Here is a 19,033-nt window from a genome sequence, read left to right on the forward strand (position 1 = left end):
CCGATGGGTATCGAACGAGATGCGATTTTGGCATCTCCCGTTACTCTCGACCTGTGCCGTATCCCGACCACTGGGAGGCCGACGTCGTCCTCACCGATGGGGGGACAGCGCATATTCGCCCCATTCGGGCGGATGACGCCGGGCTGCTACGCGAGTTCTACGCCAGGCTGTCGCCGGAGTCGATCTACTACCGGTTCTTCTCACCGCGTCCCCGGCTGACCGACGGTGAGGTCGAGCATTTCACCAACGTCGACTACGACCACCGGGTGGCGCTGATCGCGACCATCGGGACCGCGATGGTGGCGGTCGTCCGCTATGACCGCATCCATTCCGCCGACGAGGCGGAGAACGGCAGGTCGGGGACCGCCGAGGTGGCCTTCCTCGTCGAAGACGCGCACCAGGGCCGCGGCCTGGCGAGCGTGCTGCTGGAGCACATCGCCGCCGCCGCGCGCGAACGCGGCATCGCCCGGTTCATCGCCGACGTCCTGCCGGAGAACCGCCGCATGAGCAAGGTGTTCCGCGAGGCGGGATACAAGGCGGAGCAGCGGTTCGAGGACGGCGTCCTGATGCTCACCCTCGACCTGGAGCCCACCGAGACCTCGCGGGAGGTCATGGCGGCACGCGAACACCGGGCCGAGTCGCGCTCGATCGGCCGGCTGCTGTCGCCGCGGTCGGTCGCGGTGATCGGCGCCAGCCGTACCGCGCACACCGTCGGCCAGACGGTGCTGCGCAACCTGCTCACCGGAGGCTTCGCCGGTCCCGTCTTCCCCGTGCACCCCACCGCCACCGCGGTCGCCAGCGTCCGCGCCTACCCGGCCATCGGCGACGTGCCCGGCGATGTCGACCTCGCGGTCGTCGCCGTCCCCGCCGACGGCGTGAACGACGTCGTGGCGCAGTGCGCCGCCAAGGGCGTCCGCGGCCTGGTCGTCCTGTCCTCCGGGTTCGGCGAGGCGGGCGCCGAGGGCCGTGAGCGGCAGGACGAGCTCGTACGCCTCGCGCGTGCGGGCGGCATGCGCGTGGTCGGGCCCAACTGCCTGGGCATCGCCAACAACGCGACCGGGCTGAACGCCACGCTCGCGCCGACGCTGCCACGGCGGGGATCGGTCGGGTTCTTCTCCCAGTCCGGCGCGCTGGGCATCGCGATCCTGCGCTGGGCCGCCGAACGCGACCTCGGGCTGTCGACGTTCGTGTCCGCCGGCAACCGCGCCGACGTCTCGGGCAACGACCTCATGCAGTACTGGGAGGAGGATCCCGACACGAGCGTGGTGCTGCTCTACCTCGAGTCCATCGGCAACCCGCGCAAGTTCACCCGGCTGGCCCGCCGGATCAGCCGCAGCAAGCCGATCGTCGCGGTCAAGAGCGGCCGCACCACGCAGGGCGTGCCGCTGGGGCACGCCGCCCAGGCGCTGAGCCTGCCCGACCACGCCGTCAGCGCCCTGTTCGCCCAGGCCGGTGTGGTGCGGGTCGACTCTCTCGGTGAGCTGTTCGACGTCGCGCAGATCCTCGCGTACCAGCCGCCGCCCAAGGGGGACCGGGTCGCGATCGTGGGCAACTCCGACTCGATCGGCCTGCTCGTCCAGGACGCGGCGACCGTCGAGGGCCTCGATCCGCTGCCGCCGGTGGACCTCGGGCCCGGCGCCGGGCCCGAGGAGTTCGGGGCCGCTTTGGAGCGGACGCTCGCGGACGACGCGGCCGACGCCGTGATCGTGGTGTTCGCGCCCGCGGTGACCGAAAGCATGACCTCCGGCGTCGCCGCCGCGATCGCGGGAAAGGCGGAGGGCGCCTCCAAACCGGTCGTGGCCACCTATCTCGGTGAGCGCGGCCTGCTGCACGGGACCGTGCCGTCCTATCCCGCGCCCGAGGACGCGGTGCGCGCCCTCGCGTACGCCGTCCGGTACGCCGGCTGGCGTCGCCGCCCGCGCGGCCGGGTGCCCGACCTGCCCGGCGTCGACCGGCCGCGGGCCCGCGCCCTCGTCGAGGAGATGCTCGGCCAGGGCGAGCCCACGGCCGAACAGACCGCCGCGCTGCTCGCCTGCTACGGCATCGTGCTGGTGGAGCAGGGCTACGGGATCGCCACGAAGATCACCACGTCCGAGGACCCGTCATTCGGCGCGATCGTGTCGTTCGGGCTCGACGACGTCACCGCCGAGCTGCTGGACGACCGGGCGTACCGGCTCGCGCCGCTGACCGACGTCGAGGCGGGCGAGATCGTCCGCGCGGTGCGGACCGCGCCGCTGCTGCTGGGCCACCACGGCGCCGAACCCGTCGACACCGGCGCGCTGGAGGATCTCGTGCTGCGCGCGTCACGGCTCGCCGACGACCTGCCGGAGGTGGCCCGGCTCGACCTCGAGCCGGTGCTGGCCGCGCCGGACGGCGCCGTCGTACGCGGCGCACGGCTGCGGCTCGCCGGACCACCGGGGCGGCACGCCGAAGAGGCCAGGCGGCTCAGACCCTCCTGACCGCCCCGGATCAGGTGCCCGGGATCTCCTGGGGCTGTGGTGGCGGCACGGGATCGGGAACCGGCGGGATCGGGCTCGGCGCCGGTCCGGGTACGGGCTCGGGCGGCCCGGGTGCGGGCGGTCTCGGCCCGGGAGGGGGCTCGGGCGGTGGCACCGGGGGTTCCGGTGACGGGATCGGCGGCTCGGGGGTCGGGGGATCCGGCCGCGGGGGTGTCGGGGGTACCGGTGTCGGTGTCATGGCCGGTTCTCTACCCGCACGTGTGCGCATGACGCCCGAGCAGTGCAGGATGGGAGTCATGAGGGAAACCCGAGCGATGGCCAACGGGCTCCGCACGGCGATCGAGCGGAGCGGCTACTACCCCGCGCTCGTCGCGGACGCCGTCGAGTCGGTTCTGGGCACCGAGTCCGTGATCGCGTACGTCGTCCACCACGAGGCGACCTTCGATCCCGCGATGGAGGTGCGACGGCACGTCACCGTGCTCGTCCTGTCGCCGACCAGACTGCTGGTCTGTCACACCGACGAGCACCCGCCGACCGAGGCGATGCCACATCCGCACGCGTCCACGACGACGGAGGCGGTGCGGCTGGGCCGCGTCCAGTCCGTGGCCGTGACCCGCGTCGTGCCGGAGCCGGCGTCCTACGTCCCCGGCATCCCGCCGACCGAGGTGATGGTGACCATCGGCTGGGGCGTGATCGCCCACGTCGATCTCGAACCCGCCTCCTGTGGCGACGAGTCCTGCGAGGCCGACCACGGCTACACCGGCACCCTGACCGCCGACGACCTGTCCCTGCGGGTCAGTGAGGCGGCGGACGGCGCCGACGCGGTCGAGCAGGCGCTGGCGTTCGCCCAGGCGCTGTCCGAGGTCATCGCCCAGCGCGAACGATGAGGCTTCCCGTCCCGGCGTACGGGCACGGGTCCCTCGCCGACCTGACCCCGTCCGTGCTGGCGGCGCTCGGCGTACCCGGGCGGGCGAACACCCTGGACCTGCCGGCGCTGCCGCGCGCGTGCGTCCTCCTGGTCGACGGCCTGGGCTGGGAGCTGCTGCGCGCCCACCCCGAACAGGCTCCGTTCCTCCACGCGCTCGCCGGCCGGGCACTGACCGCCGGCTTCCCGGCGACCACCGCGACCAGCCTCGGCTCGCTCGGCACGGGGCTGCCGCCGGGCGGCCATGGCCTGCTCGGCTACCAGGTCGCCATCCCGGGTGAGGGCCGCCTCCTCAACTGCCTGCGCTGGGACGACGGCATCGACCCGATCACGTGGCAGCCGTCTCCCACCGTGTTCGAGCAGGCGTCCGCCGCGGGTGTGGCGACCGCGCACGTCTCGGCCGGGGCGTACAACGGCAGCGGCCTCACCCGCGCGGTCTACCGTGGCGCCCGCTACGTCCCGGCGGACGCGCTCGGGCCGCTCGTGGCCGGCGCCGAGCACGCGGTACGCGAGGGCGAGCGGTCCTTCGTGACCGTCTACCACAGTGAGCTGGACTCCACCGGGCACCTCCACGGCTCCCGCTCGCCGGCCTGGCGCCACCACCTGACCTTCGTCGACCTGCTGGTACGGCGGCTGGCCGAGGTGATGCCGCCGGACGCGGCCCTGTACGTCACCGCCGACCACGGCATGACCGATCCGGGCACGCGTGTCGACGTGGACGCCGAGCCCGCCCTGCGTGACGGCGTCGCGCTGCTGGGCGGTGAACCGCGGGCACGCCACGTGTACGCGTCGCCGGGCGCGGCCGCGGACGTCCTCGCCGTCTGGCGCGAACGCCTGGCCGGGCAGGCGTGGGTCATGTCGCGCGAGGAGGCCATCGCCGCGGGCCTGTTCGGTCAGGTCGGGCCGCGGATGGCCGAGCGCGTCGGCGACGTCGTCGCGGTGCCGCACGGCGACCTCGCCATCGTCGCGACCGAGGCCGAGCCGGTGGAGTCCTCCCTCGTCGGAATGCACGGCTCTCTCGTACCGGCCGAACAGCTCGTACCCCTGCTCACGCACCTCGCGCCGTGATGAACGACCGGTCGCCCCTCGCGGAAGATCCGCATAACGGTCAGACTGGCACTGTGCACCCTCTCATCGACGTCCCGTCACTTGTCCGGGCGACCCGGGGAGGCGTGACCCTCCTCGATGTCCGCTGGCGCCTCGGTGGCCCACCCGGCATCGAGGCGTACCGGCGCGGTCACCTGCCGGGCGCGGTCTTCATCGACCTCGACCACGACCTCGCGGCGCCGCCGGGGCCGGGCGGCCGTCACCCCCTCCCCGGCCGGCAGGAGTTCCAGGACGCGATGAGGCGCGCCGGGGTGCGCCAGGACCGGCTGGTCGTGGTCTACGACGACGCCGACGCGACCGCCGCGGCCCGCGCGTGGTGGACCTTGCGCTACTTCGGGCACGAACGCGTCCGCGTCCTCGACGGCGGCTACCACGCCTGGGTGGACGCGGGGCGGCCCGTCACCAACGAGACGGCGGAGACCGAACCAGGTGACTTCACCGCGTCACCGGGCCACCTGCCACTCCTCGACGCGGACGGCGCGATGGCCGTGGCCAAGGACGGCGTCCTCCTCGACGCACGCGCGTCCGAGCGCTACCGCGGCGAGATGGAGCCGGTCGACCCGGTCGCCGGCCACATCCCGGGCGCGGTCAACGCCCCGACCCACGGCAACGTCGGCGTGGACGGCCGCTTTTTGCCCGCGGGCCTGCTCCGCGAGCGCTTCGCCGGCTTGGGCGCGACGGACGCGGCGGAGGTGGGCGCGTACTGCGGCTCCGGCGTCACGGCCGCCCACGAGATCCTGGCGCTGACGATCGCCGGAGTCCCCGCGGCCCTGTACGCCGGCTCGTGGTCCAACTGGATCGCCGACGCCGCCCGCCCGGTCGAGTCGGGCGGCTAGGTCCTGTCTCAAGGTCATGCTGTTGCCGTGTGGCGCCGTCTGTGCCGTGTGGCGCCGCCTGGGCGCTGCCTGGGGCGGCGTTATCCACAGAACGTCGCTCTACTTCCGCCCGTCGTTGTTCTGGCTGGACAATGAGAGTGGGATGGCACCCCCGGGCGGGTGGGCTCCAGGTGGGTGGGCTCCAGGACGGCTGGGCACGCATCGGCCCAGCCGGGCAGGCGAAGCGGCGGCTCGCCCTCACCCGTGACGTGGCAGGCGAGAGGGGCCCGTCGGCGGCGGTGAGAGTGGGCGACGTGCGGGTGCCGTCAGATGCCCGCGGCGGGGATGCGGCGGCGGGCGGCGAAGCCGAGGTCGGTCCGGTGGTACCACCCGAGTTCGGTCTCGCCCTCCAGCAGGCAGAGGCGGACCGAGGTGCCCTTGTAGACCGCGGGGAAGTCCACCAGCACCGGAGAGATGCTCTTGACCTCGATGCCCTGGATCGTGAACCATCCCAGCGCCTCGTCGATGCGGGCCTCGTAACCCTTCTGCTCCGGCTTGCCGCCCAGGTGCGACGCGAGGCCCGACCGCAGCGCGAAGGTCACCTCGGCCAGGTTGGCGCGGGCGGCCACGATGGCGTCGATCTGCGCTCGCGCCTCGGGAACCAGCGCGCGTGCCTCACTGAGGGTGAAGGTCCGGTCGGTCACGCTCGTACGGTACCGGGCGGTCCGGCTCCCACCGGCGGCGCCGCTCATAACCGGCGCCGAAGCAGAGGAAGCCGAGAGTCGCCGGGTCGCGGGGCGTGGCGGCGAGGGCCTCGGCCGGAGACATGCCGGTGGCCAGGCGTTCGTGGAAGCCGGTCATCAGGCCCGGGGTGGCGGTGTCGCCGACCGGCGTCACGGCCGCGACGACCGTCGCCGTGCCGAAGGACAGCAGGCTGGCGGCCATCCCCATGACGGCCTCTCCCGCGCGCACGTCCGCGCGGCCCGCGTCGCAGGCGGACAGGACCAGCAGCCGTGGTGGCCGTGTCAGGCGTTCGAGGTCGTAGGTGATCAGCGGACCGTCCGCGAGGCGGAGGCTGGAGAACAGGGCGTTCCCGGAGCGGAACCTCCCGTGTACGGCGAGATGGGCGGTCGCGGCGCCGTCCAGGGCGGCGCGGACCGCGTCCGAGGTCGCCGCCGCGCCCGTGAGGAGCACGGCCGACGGGTGGCGCGACCGGACCGCCGTCACCTCGCCGGCGGCGTGAGCGAGGTCCGGGCCGGCGACCAGCGTCACGTGCCCGGGAGCGTCCGGCACACGGAGTGTACGGAGCCAGCTCGCCACGGACGGCACCACGGTCAGCGGACGTCCGGCCAGCGAGGGCAGCGCGGCCCACGGCAGGCCGTGCAGCGCACCGGTGGGCGCCAGCACCACCGGCCGGTCCCCGAGGCGCAGCGGCCCGCACAGCCGGGCGTCTAGCCGCCCCGCCGCGCACGCCAGCCCCTGCGCGGCCGCCGGGGTCGCCGGGGTCGCCGCATGGGCGAGCCGGGACACGGCGAACCGCAGGAGCCGTACGTCGTGCTCGGCGCGCGCGTACGGGCCCAGGGACACGCGGCGGCAGCGTCCGCCGGCCACGGTCACCGCGAGCAGGTCGTCGCCGTCGCGGATCAGCTCGACGAACATGCGGTCGGCGAGCGCCTCGAAGAGGGCGGGCACCAGCCAGGCCCACCCGCGTACGGTGTCCCGGCTCGACGTGAGGACGCGTGTACGGGTGCGGACCGCCTGCTCCAGGCGCGTCTGGGCGGCGAGCAGCTCGGGCCGCACGGAAACCTCGGCACTGACGCGGCGCAGCTCGGCGAGCAGCCCCGCCAGCCGCCGGTCCCGCGGCGGCCGGATCGCGGGCGGGCGGCCGGCGATGGCCCGCGCGCGTTCGGCGGCGACGAGGAGGGCTCGCGGACCTCGCGCGAGGCGTACGCCGAGGCCGGCCAGCTCGGCGGACCAGCCGGCCGCCCGGCCGCGCAGCTCCGCGGCGCCGAGCGCGGCGGCGTGCTCGTCCACGACGCGCAGCCCCGCGCGCACCGCGGCGGCGGCGCCCTGACGGTCACCGGCGGCCAGCCGCAGCAGCGCCTTGGCGTGCCAGGCCGCGACACGGGCGCCGAGGGGTCCGCCGCCGACGCGGCCGAGCAGCCGGGCCGCGTGCTCCCGTCGTCCCTGGTCGAGGGCGATCAGACCGGCGAGCGTGCGTGTGTCGGCCGCGGCGGAGACCCAGCCGGCGCCGGCCAGGAGTCCGGCGGCCCTCTCGGCCTCCGCGGCGAGCGACGGGGAGCGCTCGCCGTCCGTCCAGCGCGCCCGCAGCCCGACCTGCTCGGCGAGCAGCGCGAACCCGGCACGCTCCGCGCCGAAGGCGTCGCGCGCCCGCCGCGCGGTGGCCGCGGCGGCACGCGGATCGCCGTCGGCAAGCTCGGCGTGGGCGAGCAGCAGCAGGGCGTCGGCGGTGTCGCACCGGTAGCCGGCACCGTCGAGGTGTTCGAGTGTCCGCGTCAGGAGAGGACGCGCCTCCTCGGGCAGCTGTGCGGCGACGAGCGCCTCGGCGCGGTCGAGCTGGAGCTGGCAGAGGCGTTCGCCGACCCCGGCCAGCTCGGGTTCGACGGCGTCGTAGATCGCCAACGCCGCGGGCAGGTCGCCGCGGCGCACCGCGATCACGGCCAGGTTGTGCCGGACCATCGCGGCCTGGTGACGCAGGCCCGCCCGCTCGGCGACGGACAGCGCGCGGCGCAGGTCGGACTCGCCCCGTCCGAGCTTGCCCGCGTACGCCCTGGCCAGCCCCGTGTTGACCCGCAGGCCGATGGAGACCGCCGGGTCCTCGCAGGTACGGGCGATCCGCGCCACCTCGCCGATGCGGCCGCTGCGGGCCAGAGCGCAGGCGCGGTTCGCCAGCAGCCGGTCGGCGTCGGCCCCGGTGAGCACCGGCGCCGCCTCGTCGGCCGTCGCCAGCGCCGCCTCGAGGTCGCCACGCGCGACGAGCAGCCCGACGAGGTTCATCTTGACCTGTGCGGTCGCGTAGGTGAGGTGTTCGGCCTCGGCGATGCGCAGCGCCTCGTCCAGGTGCTCCAGGCCCTCCCCGAGCCGGCCGAGCTCCTTGCAGGCCAGACCCAGCGCGCGACGCGCCGTCACCCGTAGCCCGGGATCGGCGGCCGTCACCTGCGCGAGGGCCGAGGAGTAGGCCCGGCGCGGGTCCGCGGCGGCCGCCGTGATCAGGTCACACACGGATCCAGCTCGTGACGACCGAGGTCGCGTCGGCGAGCCGGAACAGCAGGCTGACCGCGCCCGCGGGCACGCCGGAGAGCGCGAACGACCCGGCCTCGTCGGTACGCGTCCCGCGCTCCCCGCCCGCCGAGCGCAGGATCACCTCCGCGAGGGAGGGAGGCGCGAGCTGCCCCACGATCTCCCGCCCGCAGACCTCGACCTCGACGCTGACGCGGGGACCGGCGAACGTGAGCGACCGTGAGCCGTCGCCGCGTACGCCGGGCGGTGTCGCGATGGTCTCCGTGGTGAGCGTCGCGAGCGTCGCGGCCGGCTCGAACCACGCGAACGCGGCGTACCCGAGCGCCCGTACGTGGTCGGGAACGGGAGGAAAGATCCCGCGCAGCGCCTCGACCAGCTCCTCCTCGCTGGCTCCGCCGTTCACGTGACACCGTCCAGCTGCCTGCGCAGGTGGGTCAGGCACCGGGCACGCGTCGGGCCGACGCTGCCGACCGGGATCTCCAGCGCCGCCGAGATCTCCGAGTAGCTGAAAGGCGGTGAGGCCACGAACAGCTCCAGCAACCGGCGGCAGCGCGGCGGGATCGTCTCCAGCGCCGCTCCGACCGAGGCCGCGAGGTCGCGGCCGAACACCACATGGTGCGGCCCGGTCACCGAGGGTCCGTAGCCCTGCAGGGGGCGTTCGCGGCCGAGTCGCCGGAGCGTGGCCAGGCTCTCCCGCCGTGCCGTGACGGCCAGCCACGTGCCGGCACGTGCGGGGTCGCGCAGCAGGGTGAGCCGCTCGACCAGCCGCAGCCAGGTCGTCTGCATCACGTCGTCGGCGTCCGCGCCGCTCAGCCCGTACGAGTGCGCGATGGCGCACAGCAGTCGCGAGTAGCGGTCGACGAGGCCACGCCAGGCGTCGATGTCGCCCCGGCCCGCCCGCCGTACGAGGTCGCCGGTGCTTTCGTCCTCCACAGGCGGGGATATTAGCGCAGAGTAAGCGTTCAACTACCAGAAGTCATGAGGATCACTCCCAGATCCGGAAGTGTGCGCCGGTGCGCCGGATCAAGAATCCGCTCCGCGGCCGTGGTCGCGGGCAGGTCCTCGGCCGCGGCCAGGCCGGCGATCGCGCCCGCCACCGCCGGCGCCGCGAACGACGTGCCGCTCCACGACGCGTAGCCCGCGAAGTCGTCCGGGTCGATCCCGCGCACCCGCGGCAGCGGGCCGTCGAAGCTGACGAAACAGCTCGTGACGTCCACGCCCGGCGCGCACGCGTCCACCCACCAGCCGTAGTCGGAGAACCAGGCGCGTTCGAGTCCGTCCAGCGCCGCGACGGCGATCACGTGCTTCAGCGCGGCCGGCCAGAACGGCCGGTCGCTCGCGTGGTTGCCGGCACACGCCACGATGACCGTACGGCGGCCGAGCGCGGCGACGGCGCGAGCGACGACGGGGGAGGGGCGGTCGTCGTAGGTGTGGCACCCGAGGGACAGGTTGACCACGTCGGCCCGGCCGGCCAGCCGCGCCAGGGCGCGCAGCACCCCGAGCTCGTCCCCCACGCCGTCGCCGCCGATCACCCGTATGGCGCGGACGCGGACACCGGGCGCGTGGCGGAGCAGCACCCCGGCGATGAACGTGCCGTGTCCCGCCTGGGCGTCGAGCGCGTAGTCCAGGTCGGCGTCGAGGACCTCGCTCACCTCGTCGCGCTGTGCGGCGTACCAGTCCGCGGACTCGTACCAGGGGTGCGGCGACAGGCCGGTGTCGAGCACGGCGACGGTGACCGGCCGCCGTACGCGCGCCGTCCTCGGGGGCGCGAGCGGCGCGGTCGGAGCCGGCCTCCCCGCGGGGCCCGTCCACCACATCGGCTGGCCGTGGACGAGGTGGTTGGGCGCGACCGCGAGCCGCCGGTGCGGAGCGTCCTCGTTGAGGTGTGCGGACAGCTCGCAGACGTCCACTCTCGCCGGGGCGCGCAGTCGCATCCGCGCGACGCCCGGTCCGTCCTCCCGCGAGTCGAGCCAGCGGCGCGCGCGGTCCTCCACCGCGGGCACGTCCTGGTCGGCGACCAGGATCTGGTCCCGGCGCACGAGAGTGGGGCACCCGCGTACGTGCTCGGCCACCACCGCGTCGCGATGGCGCGCGAGCAGCCGGTCGAGCCGGGCCTGCTGAACGGACTCGTCGAACACGGCACCCTCCCGTACGTCACGTAACGCGAGCGGTCATGTACGCAGTGTTCCTGACATGTCACCTGCGGGCCAGGGGCCGGCGGAGCGGAGCGCTTTTCGATCTTCGTCGGGACTGCTTGCCGTACACCCGCCGGACGATCACCCTGGGGGGATGAGGGTCTCGGCGGAGTTCATCGAGTCCGGCGACGGCCCGCCGGTGGTCCGAGAGCGCCTTCCCAGGCGCCGTCGTGCCGCCGCCCTGCTGCGCCGCCGGCTGCCGGCCCTCCTCGCCGGCGCGCTGCCGGTGCTGGCGTTTCCCCGCCCCGGGCTCGACTGGCTGGCATGGGTCGCGCTCATGCCGGGGCTCCTGCTCGCCCGTTCCGCGCCGGACGGACGCGAGGCCGCCAAGCGCGGCTGGTGGTTCGGCGGAGGGTTCATCATCGCCGCGCTCTACTGGCTGGTCCCGACCATCGGGCCGGGCCTGCTGCTGCTCGCGGTGGCGGCCGGCGCGCTGTGGGCGCCGTGGGGCTACGCCGCCTGGGCGCTCATGCGGCCTGGCCGCACCCTGGCGGCCGTCGTGGTGGTGCCGAGTGTGTGGCTGGCGGCCGAGTGGGCGCGTTCGTGGCAGGCGCTGGGCGGCCCGTGGGCGCTGTACGGCGCGACGCAGTGGCGGCACCCCGCCGTGCTCGGCCTGGCCTCCGTCGGCGGCGTGTGGCTCGTGACCTTCGCCCTCGTCGCGGTCAACACGGCGCTGGCGATCGCGGTGAGCACCCGGTCGGCGCCGGCCGCCCTGCTCGCGGTGTCCGTGGCGGCGGCCGGGCCGCTCGCGTACACCTCCTCGTGGACCAGGCCCGCGGGCCGCGCGCCGGCGGTGGCGCTGGTCCAGCCCGGCGTAGTCGACGGCCCGGGCCCGCGGTTCGCGGCGGAGGAGCGGATCACGGCCGCGCTGCCCCGCGCCGACCTGGTGGTCTGGGGGGAGAGCAGCGTCGGCTTCGACCTGCGCCGCCGCCCCGACCTGGTCGCCAGACTCGCCACGCTGGCACGTGCGCACGGCCCGCTGCTGGTCAACGAGGACGCGCGGGACGCGGCGGGGCGCATCTCCAAGAGCGCGGTGCTGATCGGACCGGACGGGGAGGAGGCGCGCTACGTCAAGAACCGCCTCGTGCCGTTCGGGGAGTACGTTCCGCTGCGCGCCGCGCTCGGCTGGCTCACCCACATCAGCCAGGCCGCCAAGGAGGACCGCGTGCCGGGGACGGGCGTGGTGATGATGCACACGAGCTCCGGCATCACCTTCGGCCCGCTGATCTGCTTCGAGTCGACCTTCCCCGACCTCGGCCGCGACGTCGTACGCCGCGGCGCCCGGCTGGTCGTGTACGAGTCGGCGACGTCGACGTTCCAGGGGAGCTGGGCGCCGCCGCAGCACGCCTCACTCGGAGCGGTACGCGCGGCGGAGACGGGGCGGCCGGTCGTACAGGCGGCACTGACCGGAGTGTCGGCGGCGTTCGACGCGCGCGGGCGCCGGCTGGCATGGTTCGACACTCCCCGGCGCGGGTCCGTCATCGTGCGGCCTCCGACGTCGAGCGGCCGTACACCCTATGACCGGTTCGGGGATTATGTGCCGTGGCTCGCCGTGGTGATCACCCTCGGTTCCGGGCTGTGGGCATGGCGCGGGGCGCGTCTCCGGAGCTGATTCGTCGCCGCGAACCCATGCCGACGTCGTATGTGGGCTGGTGCGAGTGATGTTCATGAGGCACAATGACCGAGCGGTCACCCGCCCATCTGGATGCGAGGACGTTGGGGAAGACGAACCTCGCAACGCTCCCAGGAGGTCCGGTGTCCGCACGTGGCGTTTTCTACGTCCACTCAGCGCCACCTGCGCTGTGCCCGCACATTGAGTGGGCCGCCGCAGGTGTACTCGGTGTGCCCGTCTCACTGCCGTGGAGCGATCAGCCCGCGGCTCCAGGCACCATGCGCACCGAGCTGTGCTGGGAGGGACGCTCCGGCACGGCCGCCGGCATCGTGTCGGCGCTGCGCGACTGGCGCCTGCTGCGGTTCGAGGCGACCGAGGACGCGTCGCCGGGCTGCGACGGCGTCCGCTACAGCGTCACGCCCTCTCTCGGAGCCTTCACCGCCGTGATCGGCGCCAACGGCGACGTCCACGTACCCGAAGACCGTCTCCGCTCGGCGATGGCCAACGCGATGGCCGGCAAGGCGACGTTCGAGCACGAGGTCGACCGCCTGCTCGGCAAGCCGTGGGACGACGAACTGGAGCCCTTCCGCCGCGCCGGCGACGGAGCCCCGGTCCGCTGGCTGCACGCCGCCGGCTGACGCGTCACGGGCCGAACGGCCAGGTCTCGCCGGCCGAAAGTTCCCCGGCCGAGGAGCCGTCCGGCGCACCCGCGCCGACACCCGCTCCGGCACGAAGGACCGGGCCGGATCGGCCGAACGTCCGGAGCGTCCTCGGCGTCGCGTTTCCCGGGCTGCGGCCGACTGGCGTCGCCATCGGAGCCGGGCAGATCGAGACCGCGCGCACGCACCTCGGCGGGCTCGGGCCGGAGGCCGACCAGGACGACGCGAGGGGCGCAACTGTGGGGCCGGCTGGACGAGGCGGGGTCCGGCGACGTCGAGCCTCGGCGAGCGGCTGCACACCTGGCGCGGAACGGACACGGCCTCGGCCGCCCGGGGGCGTGGCCGACGTCGCGGAGTCCTCGGATCACCGACTTCGCGCCGCCCGGCGCCCCGGACGAGGCCACCCTCCGCCGCGCGCTGGGGGAGCTGAGGGCACTGGGAGACGACCCCGGCACCCGGATGCGAATCATCATCCACAAGCCCAGGGGCCTCGCCTAGGGCCTCATTCAAAGTCTTCGGTCTGGGCCCCGCTCGGTCTGGGCCCCGCTCGGTCTGGGCCCCGCTCGGTCTGGGCCCCGCTCGGTCTGGGCCCCGCTCGGTCTGGAGCCCGTCCGTCTGGAGCCCGTCCGTCTGGGCCCGCTCGGTCTGGAGCCCGTCCGTCTGGAGCCCACCCACCTGGAGCCCACCCGCCCGGGGGTGCCATCCCACTCTCATTGTCCAGCCAGAACAGCGGCAGGCGGAAGTAGAGCGGGGTTCTGTGGATAACCGCCGCCCAGGCGCCGCCCGGGCGCCGCCCGGGCGCCGCCACACGGCAACAGCATGACTTCGGATGGGCCTAGAACCACCGGTCGCGGACGTCCTTGACCGCGTCCGGGCCGGGTCGTGGTGAAGGCCTCCGGTACCCGAACGCCCCGTCCAGGGAGCCTGGACGGGGCGTGCCGTACTCGATGGGTGACGGGCCGTCGGCCCGGAACCGCTAGAGAGGGATGTTGCTGTGTGCGCCGCGCGCCGGGGTCGCCTCGGCGATGGCCAGGGCGATGGCGCGGCGGGTCTTGGCCGGGTCGATGACCTCGTCGATGACACCCAGGTCGTGGGCGCGCTCGAGGCCGCCGGCGATCTTCTCGTGTTCGGCCGCGAGCTGCTCCTCGAGTGCGTGCCGCTCCTCCTCCGGCACCGCGGCCAGCTTGCGGCGGTGCAGGATGCGGACCGCGGCGACCGGGCCCATCACCGCGATCTCCGCGGTCGGCCAGGCGAAGACCCTCGTCGCGCCCAGTGACCGGGAGTTCATCGCGATGTACGCGCCACCGTACGCCTTGCGGGTCACGAGGGTCACCCGGGGGACGACCGCCTCCGCGAACGCGTGCAGCAGCTTGGCGCCACGGCGTACCACGCCGTCGTGTTCCTGGCCGACGCCCGGCAGGTAGCCGGGGACGTCGACGACGACCACGAGCGGAACGCCGAAGGAGTCGCACATGCGCACGAACCGCGCCGACTTCTCCGCCGAGGTGGAGTCCAGGCAGCCGCCGAGGCGCATCGGGTTGTTGGCGATGACGCCCACGGTGCGGCCGCCGAGACGGCCCAGGGTGGTCGTGATGTTCGGTGCCCACTTGGGGTGCAGCTCGACCGACTCGGACGCGTCGTCGAGCAGCCCGGCGATGACCGGGTGGATGTCGTACGCACGCCGCTTGTTCTCCGGCAGGATGCCGCCGAGGTCGACCTCGGTGACGTCTTCCGGGTGCATCCGGCCCTGGTGACCGAGCAGCGTCGCGAGCCGCCGGGCCTTCAGCAGGGCCTCGGTGTCGGTCTTGGTGACGACGTGGACGACACCGCTGCGCTTGCTGTGCGGCTCAGGGCCGCCCAGCGCCGCCATGTCGACCTCTTCGCCGGTCACCGACCGCACGACGTCCGGGCCGGTCACGAAGATGCGGCCGCCCTCGGAGAGGATGACGATGTCCGTGAGGGCCGGGCCGTACGCGGCCCCGCCCGCGGCGGCACCGAGCACGACCGAGATCTGCGGCACCACACCGGACGCGTGGGTCATCGCCGCGAAGATCCGGCCGACGCCGTGCAGCGACTCCACACCCTCGGCCAGGCGCGCACCGCCGGAGTGCCACAGGCCGATGATGGGCAACCGCTCGCGTACGGCGTGGTCGTACGCGTGCACGATGTGCTCGCAGCCCGCGGAGCCCATGGCGCCGCCCTGGATGCGCGGATCGCTGGCGAACGCCACGACGGGCATGCCCTCGATCCGGCCGACACCGGCGAGGGCACCGCTGTCGTCCTCCTCGGTCAGAGGACGCAGCGACCCCTCGTCGAAGAGCGCGTCGAGGCGCACCCGGGGATCTCGCGGGTCCGGCGGGGCGACCTCGACCTGCGCGGGGATCTCCTCGGCCGAAGAAGCGGGGGTACGACTGTCGACAACGGTCACGACTCATGCCTCCTAAAGGCGACGCACACGTTGTGGCCACCGAAGCCGAACGAGTTGTTCAGCGCGGCCGCGGGACCGTCGGGCAGCTTCCTCGGCTCACCCTGGGCGATGTCGAGGTCGACTTCGTCGTCGAGGTCGTCGATGTTGATGGTGGGCGGAACGAGCCCCTCCCTGAGCGCGAGAAGCGTCGCGATGGACTCCACCGCTCCGGTGCCGCCGAGCAGGTGACCGGTCATCGACTTGGTGCTCGTCACGACGATCTGGCCGGCGGCGTCGCCGAAGGCCTTCTTGATCGCCTTGATCTCGCCGATGTCGCCGATCGGGGTGGACGTGCCGTGGGCGTTGATGTGAACGATGTCCGACGGCTCGAGGTCGGCGTCGGTCAGCGCACGGCGCATCGCCTTCGACATGCCGTCCGCGTCGTTCTGGACGATGTCGTTGGCGTCGGCCGAGTAGCCGGCTCCGGCGGCGATTCCGTAGATCCGCGCTCCGCGCGCCCGCGCGTGCTCCTCCGACTCGAGGATGACGATCCCGGAACCCTCGCCGAGCACGAAGCCGTCGCGGTTTTTGTCGTAGGGCCGCGAGGCGCGCTCGGGCTCGTCGTTCCGCGTCGACATGGCGCGCATCGACGCGAACGCGGCGAGGTTGAGCTGGTGGATCGCCGCCTCCGTGCCGCCGGCGATGACGACATCGGCACGACCGTTGCGGATCATGTCGATGGCGTAGCCGATGGCCTCGGCGCTGGACGCGCAGGCACTCGCCAGCGCGTGCGCGCCCGCCTTGGCGCCGAACTCGATGCTCACCTGGCCGGCCGCGCCGTTGGGCATCAGCATCGGCACCGCGAACGGCGAGACGCGCTTCCAGCCCTTCGCCAGCAGCGTGTCGTAGTTGTCGAGGGTCGTGATGATGCCCCCGATCCCACTGGACACCACGGCGCCGAGCCGGTCGCCGTCGACGCGGAAGCCCTCGGCGGACTCCTCGTCACCGAAGGCGAAGCCGGCGTCGCGCCATGCCTCGTGCGCGGCGATGAGCGCGAACTGCTGGCACCGGTCGAGGCGGCGCAGGCGATGCCTGGGCAGGACCTCCGACGGCTCCACCGCGATCGTGGCGGCGATCCTCACCGGCAGGTCCTTGGCCCATTCCGCCTCGAGCGGCCGGACACCGGAACGGCCCGCGAGAAGAGCGGACCAGGTCGACGCCACGTCGCCGCCGAGTGGCGTGGTCGCGCCGAGTCCGGTAACGACGACGGAGGTACTCATGTGGTCACGCTCTCCCTTGGTCGCTTCGTTGTGCTGCGGATTCAGGCTGAGACGCCCTTGCCCTGCACGTAGACGACGACGTCCTTGACGGTCTTGAGGTTCTTGAGCTCGTCGTCGGGGATCTCAACGCCGAACTGGTCCTGCGCGGCGACGGCGATCTCCACCATCGACAGCGAGTCGATGTCGAGGTCGTCGACGAAGGACTTCTCGGGGGTGACGTCGGCGGCGGGAACGCCCGCGATCTCTTCGATGATGTCGCCGAGGCCGTTGAGGATCTCCTGGTCGGACAATGCCATGATGCTTTATCTCCTTGTTTGTATGTGGTGCTGAACTACGTGGATCTTCGGTGTGAGGAAGGCGGATCCGTGGCCGGGGCTACGGGATCTCGACCACCTGGGCCGCGTACGTCATCCCGGCGCCGAACCCGATCAGCAGGGCGGGCGCGCCGGACGGCACGTCCCTCCGCTCGATCATGCGGGACAGGGCGAGGGGGATCGACGCGGCCGAGGTGTTCCCGGCCTCCACGATGTCGTCCGCGACGACGGCGTTGTCCGCCTTCAGCTTGCGTGCGATCGCCTCGACGATGCGCAGGTTGGCCTGGTGCGGGACGAACGCGGCGAGGTCCGACGGGGTGATCCCGGCGAGCTCGCATGCCTCTTTGGCCACCGTGTGGAGGTTCGTGGTGGTCCACCGGAACACGCTCTGGCCCTCCTGGTGGAGGAAGCCGTTCCGGTCCTTGATGTAGATCTTGTCGGCCATGTCGCCGGCGCTGCCCCAGACGACCGGCCCGACCGAGGTCTCCTCGGAGGGACCGACCACCGCGGCGCCCGCGCCGTCGGCGAAGATGATGCTGGTCGAACGGTCCGTCCAGTCCACCCACTGCGAGAGCTTCTCCGAGCCGACCACGAGCACGTTGCGCGCCGAGCCCGCGCGGATCGCGTCCGCGGCGTTGGACAGTGCGTAGCAGAAGCCCGCGCACGCGGCGTTGACGTCGTACGCGCCCGGCGAGACGATGCCGAGCCGCGTGGCCACCTGCGCCGACGCGTTGGGGATCGTGGCCTCCTGCGTGCAGGTGGCGACGATGACCAGGTCGACGTCGGCCGGGGACAGGCCGCTGCCCGCGAGGGCCTTGCCGCCCGCCTGCACGGCCATGTCGACGACCGACTCGTCGGGGCCCGCCACGCGCCGCTGCTTGATGCCGACCCTGCTCTGGATCCATTCGTCGTTGGTGTCGACCATCTTGGCCAGGTCGTCATTGGTGATGACCTTGGACGGCTGGTAGTGACCGAACGCGAGGATACGCGCACCAGGTGCGCCGGTACGGAGCTGGAAAGACGTCACGCGTTCTCCAATGGGTCGTCCTTGGGGCTTGCCTCGGACTCGGCCAGCGCACGTGCCTCGTCGAGCTTGTCCGGCGTCTTGAGCGCGACCACCTTGATGCCTGGCAGCGCGCGCCGGGCGATACCGGCGAGCGTGCCGGCCGGCGGAAGCTCGATGATCGCTGTGACACCGAGATCCGTCATGGTGTCCATGCAGGCGTCCCAGCGCACCGGGGTGCTGACCTGCTCGGCGAGACGGGCGACGAAGTCCGCCCCACGCTCCACGACGGCGCCGTCGCGGTTGGACAGCACCTGTATACCCGGGTCCGCCACGGGCATGCCCGGGGTGATTCGCCGGAGTGTGTCGACCGCGGGCTCCATGTGCCGGGTGTGGAACGCACCTGCCACCTGAAGACCGCGGAGCCGTGCTCCCGCCGGCGGCTTGTCCGCCAGCGCGCTGAGCTGGTCCATCGTACCCGCGGCCACGACCTGTCCCGCGCCGTTCATGTTGGCCGGCGTCAGGCCGTGCTCCTTGAGCACCGCCTGTACCTCGTCGGGGTCGCCGCCGAGGACGGCCGTCATGCCGGTCCTGGTGACAGCCGCGGCCTCCGCCATCGCGCGGCCGCGCTCACGTGCGAGCACGAGCGCGGACTCGGGGGAGATGATGCCGGCGATGGCCGCCGCCGCGAGCTCGCCCACGCTGTGCCCGGCCGTGAGATCGGGCGTGACGCCGAGCAGCTCGTAGGTGACGAGCGCCGCGCTGACGAGCAACGGCTGCGCGACGGCGGTGTCGCGGATCTCGTCGGCGTCGGCGGTCGTTCCGTACCGGATCAGGTCGAGCCCGGTTACGGCGGACCACCACGTGAGACGGTCCGCCACGCCTGGCAGCTCGAGCCAGGCCTCGAGGAACCCCGGTGTCTGTGCGCCCTGTCCGGGCGCGGCAATGGCGAGCACGCATCCAACAGTGCACTGTAGGAGTCCGCCATGTTCATGC

Annotated in this window: 16 protein-coding genes; 6 read left to right on the top strand and 10 right to left on the bottom strand. The window is 73.4% G+C overall.

Features of this window, described 5'->3' with window-relative positions; translation table 11 throughout:
• The first annotated feature begins 53 nt into the window (after positions 1 to 53).
• The 4 genes from FB559_RS26670 (at position 54) to FB559_RS26690 (ending at position 5,327) form a co-directional block, all read left to right on the top strand.
• The gene (locus FB559_RS26670; RefSeq protein WP_141958740.1) at positions 54 to 2,459 is read left to right on the top strand and encodes a bifunctional acetate--CoA ligase family protein/GNAT family N-acetyltransferase; all 2,406 of its coding nucleotides are present in this window, start codon (positions 54 to 56) and stop codon (positions 2,457 to 2,459) included.
• A 296-nt stretch (positions 2,460 to 2,755) separates the two neighbouring features.
• The gene (locus tag FB559_RS26680) at positions 2,756 to 3,346 is read left to right on the top strand and encodes a DUF5998 family protein (RefSeq protein ID WP_141958742.1); all 591 of its coding nucleotides are present in this window, start codon (positions 2,756 to 2,758) and stop codon (positions 3,344 to 3,346) included.
• On the top strand, positions 3,343 to 4,452 hold the full coding sequence (locus FB559_RS26685; RefSeq protein WP_141958744.1) for an alkaline phosphatase family protein: 1,110 nt from the start codon (positions 3,343 to 3,345) through the stop codon (positions 4,450 to 4,452). Before FB559_RS26680 ends, FB559_RS26685 begins: the two co-directional genes overlap by 4 nt.
• A 53-nt stretch (positions 4,453 to 4,505) precedes the next feature.
• Entirely contained in the window at positions 4,506 to 5,327 is an 822-nt protein-coding gene (locus FB559_RS26690) for a sulfurtransferase (RefSeq protein ID WP_425455083.1), read from the top strand.
• Positions 5,328 to 5,632: 305 nt separating this feature from the next.
• Here FB559_RS26690 and FB559_RS26695 read toward each other — a convergent pair whose 3' ends face one another.
• Genes FB559_RS26695 through FB559_RS26715 form a run of 5 tightly spaced genes read right to left on the bottom strand, consistent with a single transcriptional unit; the run spans position 5,633 to position 10,705 of the window.
• Entirely contained in the window at positions 5,633 to 6,010 is a 378-nt protein-coding gene (locus tag FB559_RS26695; RefSeq protein WP_246122088.1) for a DUF2203 domain-containing protein, read from the bottom strand.
• The gene (locus FB559_RS26700; RefSeq protein WP_246122090.1) at positions 5,982 to 8,549 is read right to left on the bottom strand and encodes a CHAT domain-containing protein; all 2,568 of its coding nucleotides are present in this window, start codon (positions 8,547 to 8,549) and stop codon (positions 5,982 to 5,984) included. The genes FB559_RS26695 and FB559_RS26700 overlap by 29 nt, the downstream gene beginning before the upstream one ends.
• Positions 8,542 to 8,970 (bottom strand): carboxypeptidase regulatory-like domain-containing protein, encoded by a 429-nt coding sequence (locus FB559_RS26705; protein ID WP_141958750.1) that lies wholly within the window; start codon positions 8,968 to 8,970, stop codon positions 8,542 to 8,544. Before FB559_RS26705 ends, FB559_RS26700 begins: the two co-directional genes overlap by 8 nt.
• Positions 8,967 to 9,500: an RNA polymerase sigma factor gene (locus tag FB559_RS26710; protein ID WP_141958752.1), complete on the bottom strand. Its 534-nt coding sequence runs from the start codon at positions 9,498 to 9,500 to the stop codon at positions 8,967 to 8,969. Before FB559_RS26710 ends, FB559_RS26705 begins: the two co-directional genes overlap by 4 nt.
• Before the next feature lie 29 nt (positions 9,501 to 9,529).
• Positions 9,530 to 10,705, bottom strand: a complete 1,176-nt coding sequence (locus tag FB559_RS26715; RefSeq protein WP_246122092.1) for a S8 family peptidase — start codon at positions 10,703 to 10,705, stop codon at positions 9,530 to 9,532.
• 151 nt (positions 10,706 to 10,856) lie between these two features.
• Here FB559_RS26715 and lnt point away from each other — a divergent pair, with 151 nt between their 5' ends.
• Positions 10,857 to 12,374: an apolipoprotein N-acyltransferase gene (gene lnt / locus FB559_RS26720; RefSeq protein ID WP_185792414.1), complete on the top strand. Its 1,518-nt coding sequence runs from the start codon at positions 10,857 to 10,859 to the stop codon at positions 12,372 to 12,374.
• A 143-nt stretch (positions 12,375 to 12,517) separates the two neighbouring features.
• Positions 12,518 to 13,012 carry a DUF3145 domain-containing protein gene (locus tag FB559_RS26725; RefSeq protein ID WP_141958756.1) on the top strand — a complete coding sequence of 165 codons (495 nt, stop codon included), beginning with the start codon at positions 12,518 to 12,520 and terminating at the stop codon, positions 13,010 to 13,012.
• A 997-nt stretch (positions 13,013 to 14,009) separates the two neighbouring features.
• Here the strand turns inward: FB559_RS26725 and FB559_RS26730 are convergent.
• From FB559_RS26730 to FB559_RS26750, 5 genes are all read right to left on the bottom strand, one after another.
• A complete protein-coding gene (locus FB559_RS26730) occupies positions 14,010 to 15,461 on the bottom strand; it encodes an acyl-CoA carboxylase subunit beta (protein ID WP_425455084.1) in 1,452 nt (483 codons plus the stop codon).
• Positions 15,458 to 16,720: a beta-ketoacyl-ACP synthase II gene (gene fabF / locus FB559_RS26735; protein ID WP_141958758.1), complete on the bottom strand. Its 1,263-nt coding sequence runs from the start codon at positions 16,718 to 16,720 to the stop codon at positions 15,458 to 15,460. The genes FB559_RS26730 and fabF overlap by 4 nt, the downstream gene beginning before the upstream one ends.
• 41 nt (positions 16,721 to 16,761) lie before the next feature.
• A complete protein-coding gene (locus FB559_RS26740) occupies positions 16,762 to 17,016 on the bottom strand; it encodes an acyl carrier protein (protein ID WP_141958760.1) in 255 nt (84 codons plus the stop codon).
• 79 nt (positions 17,017 to 17,095) lie between these two features.
• Positions 17,096 to 18,061, bottom strand: a complete 966-nt coding sequence (locus tag FB559_RS26745; protein ID WP_141958762.1) for a beta-ketoacyl-ACP synthase III — start codon at positions 18,059 to 18,061, stop codon at positions 17,096 to 17,098.
• Positions 18,058 to 18,993 (bottom strand): ACP S-malonyltransferase, encoded by a 936-nt coding sequence (locus tag FB559_RS26750; protein ID WP_141958764.1) that lies wholly within the window; start codon positions 18,991 to 18,993, stop codon positions 18,058 to 18,060. Before FB559_RS26750 ends, FB559_RS26745 begins: the two co-directional genes overlap by 4 nt.
• Positions 18,994 to 19,033 lie beyond the last annotated feature (40 nt).

Origin of the sequence: Actinoallomurus bryophytorum, assembly GCF_006716425.1 — a bacterium.
GTDB classification, from domain to species: domain Bacteria; phylum Actinomycetota; class Actinomycetes; order Streptosporangiales; family Streptosporangiaceae; genus Actinoallomurus; species Actinoallomurus bryophytorum.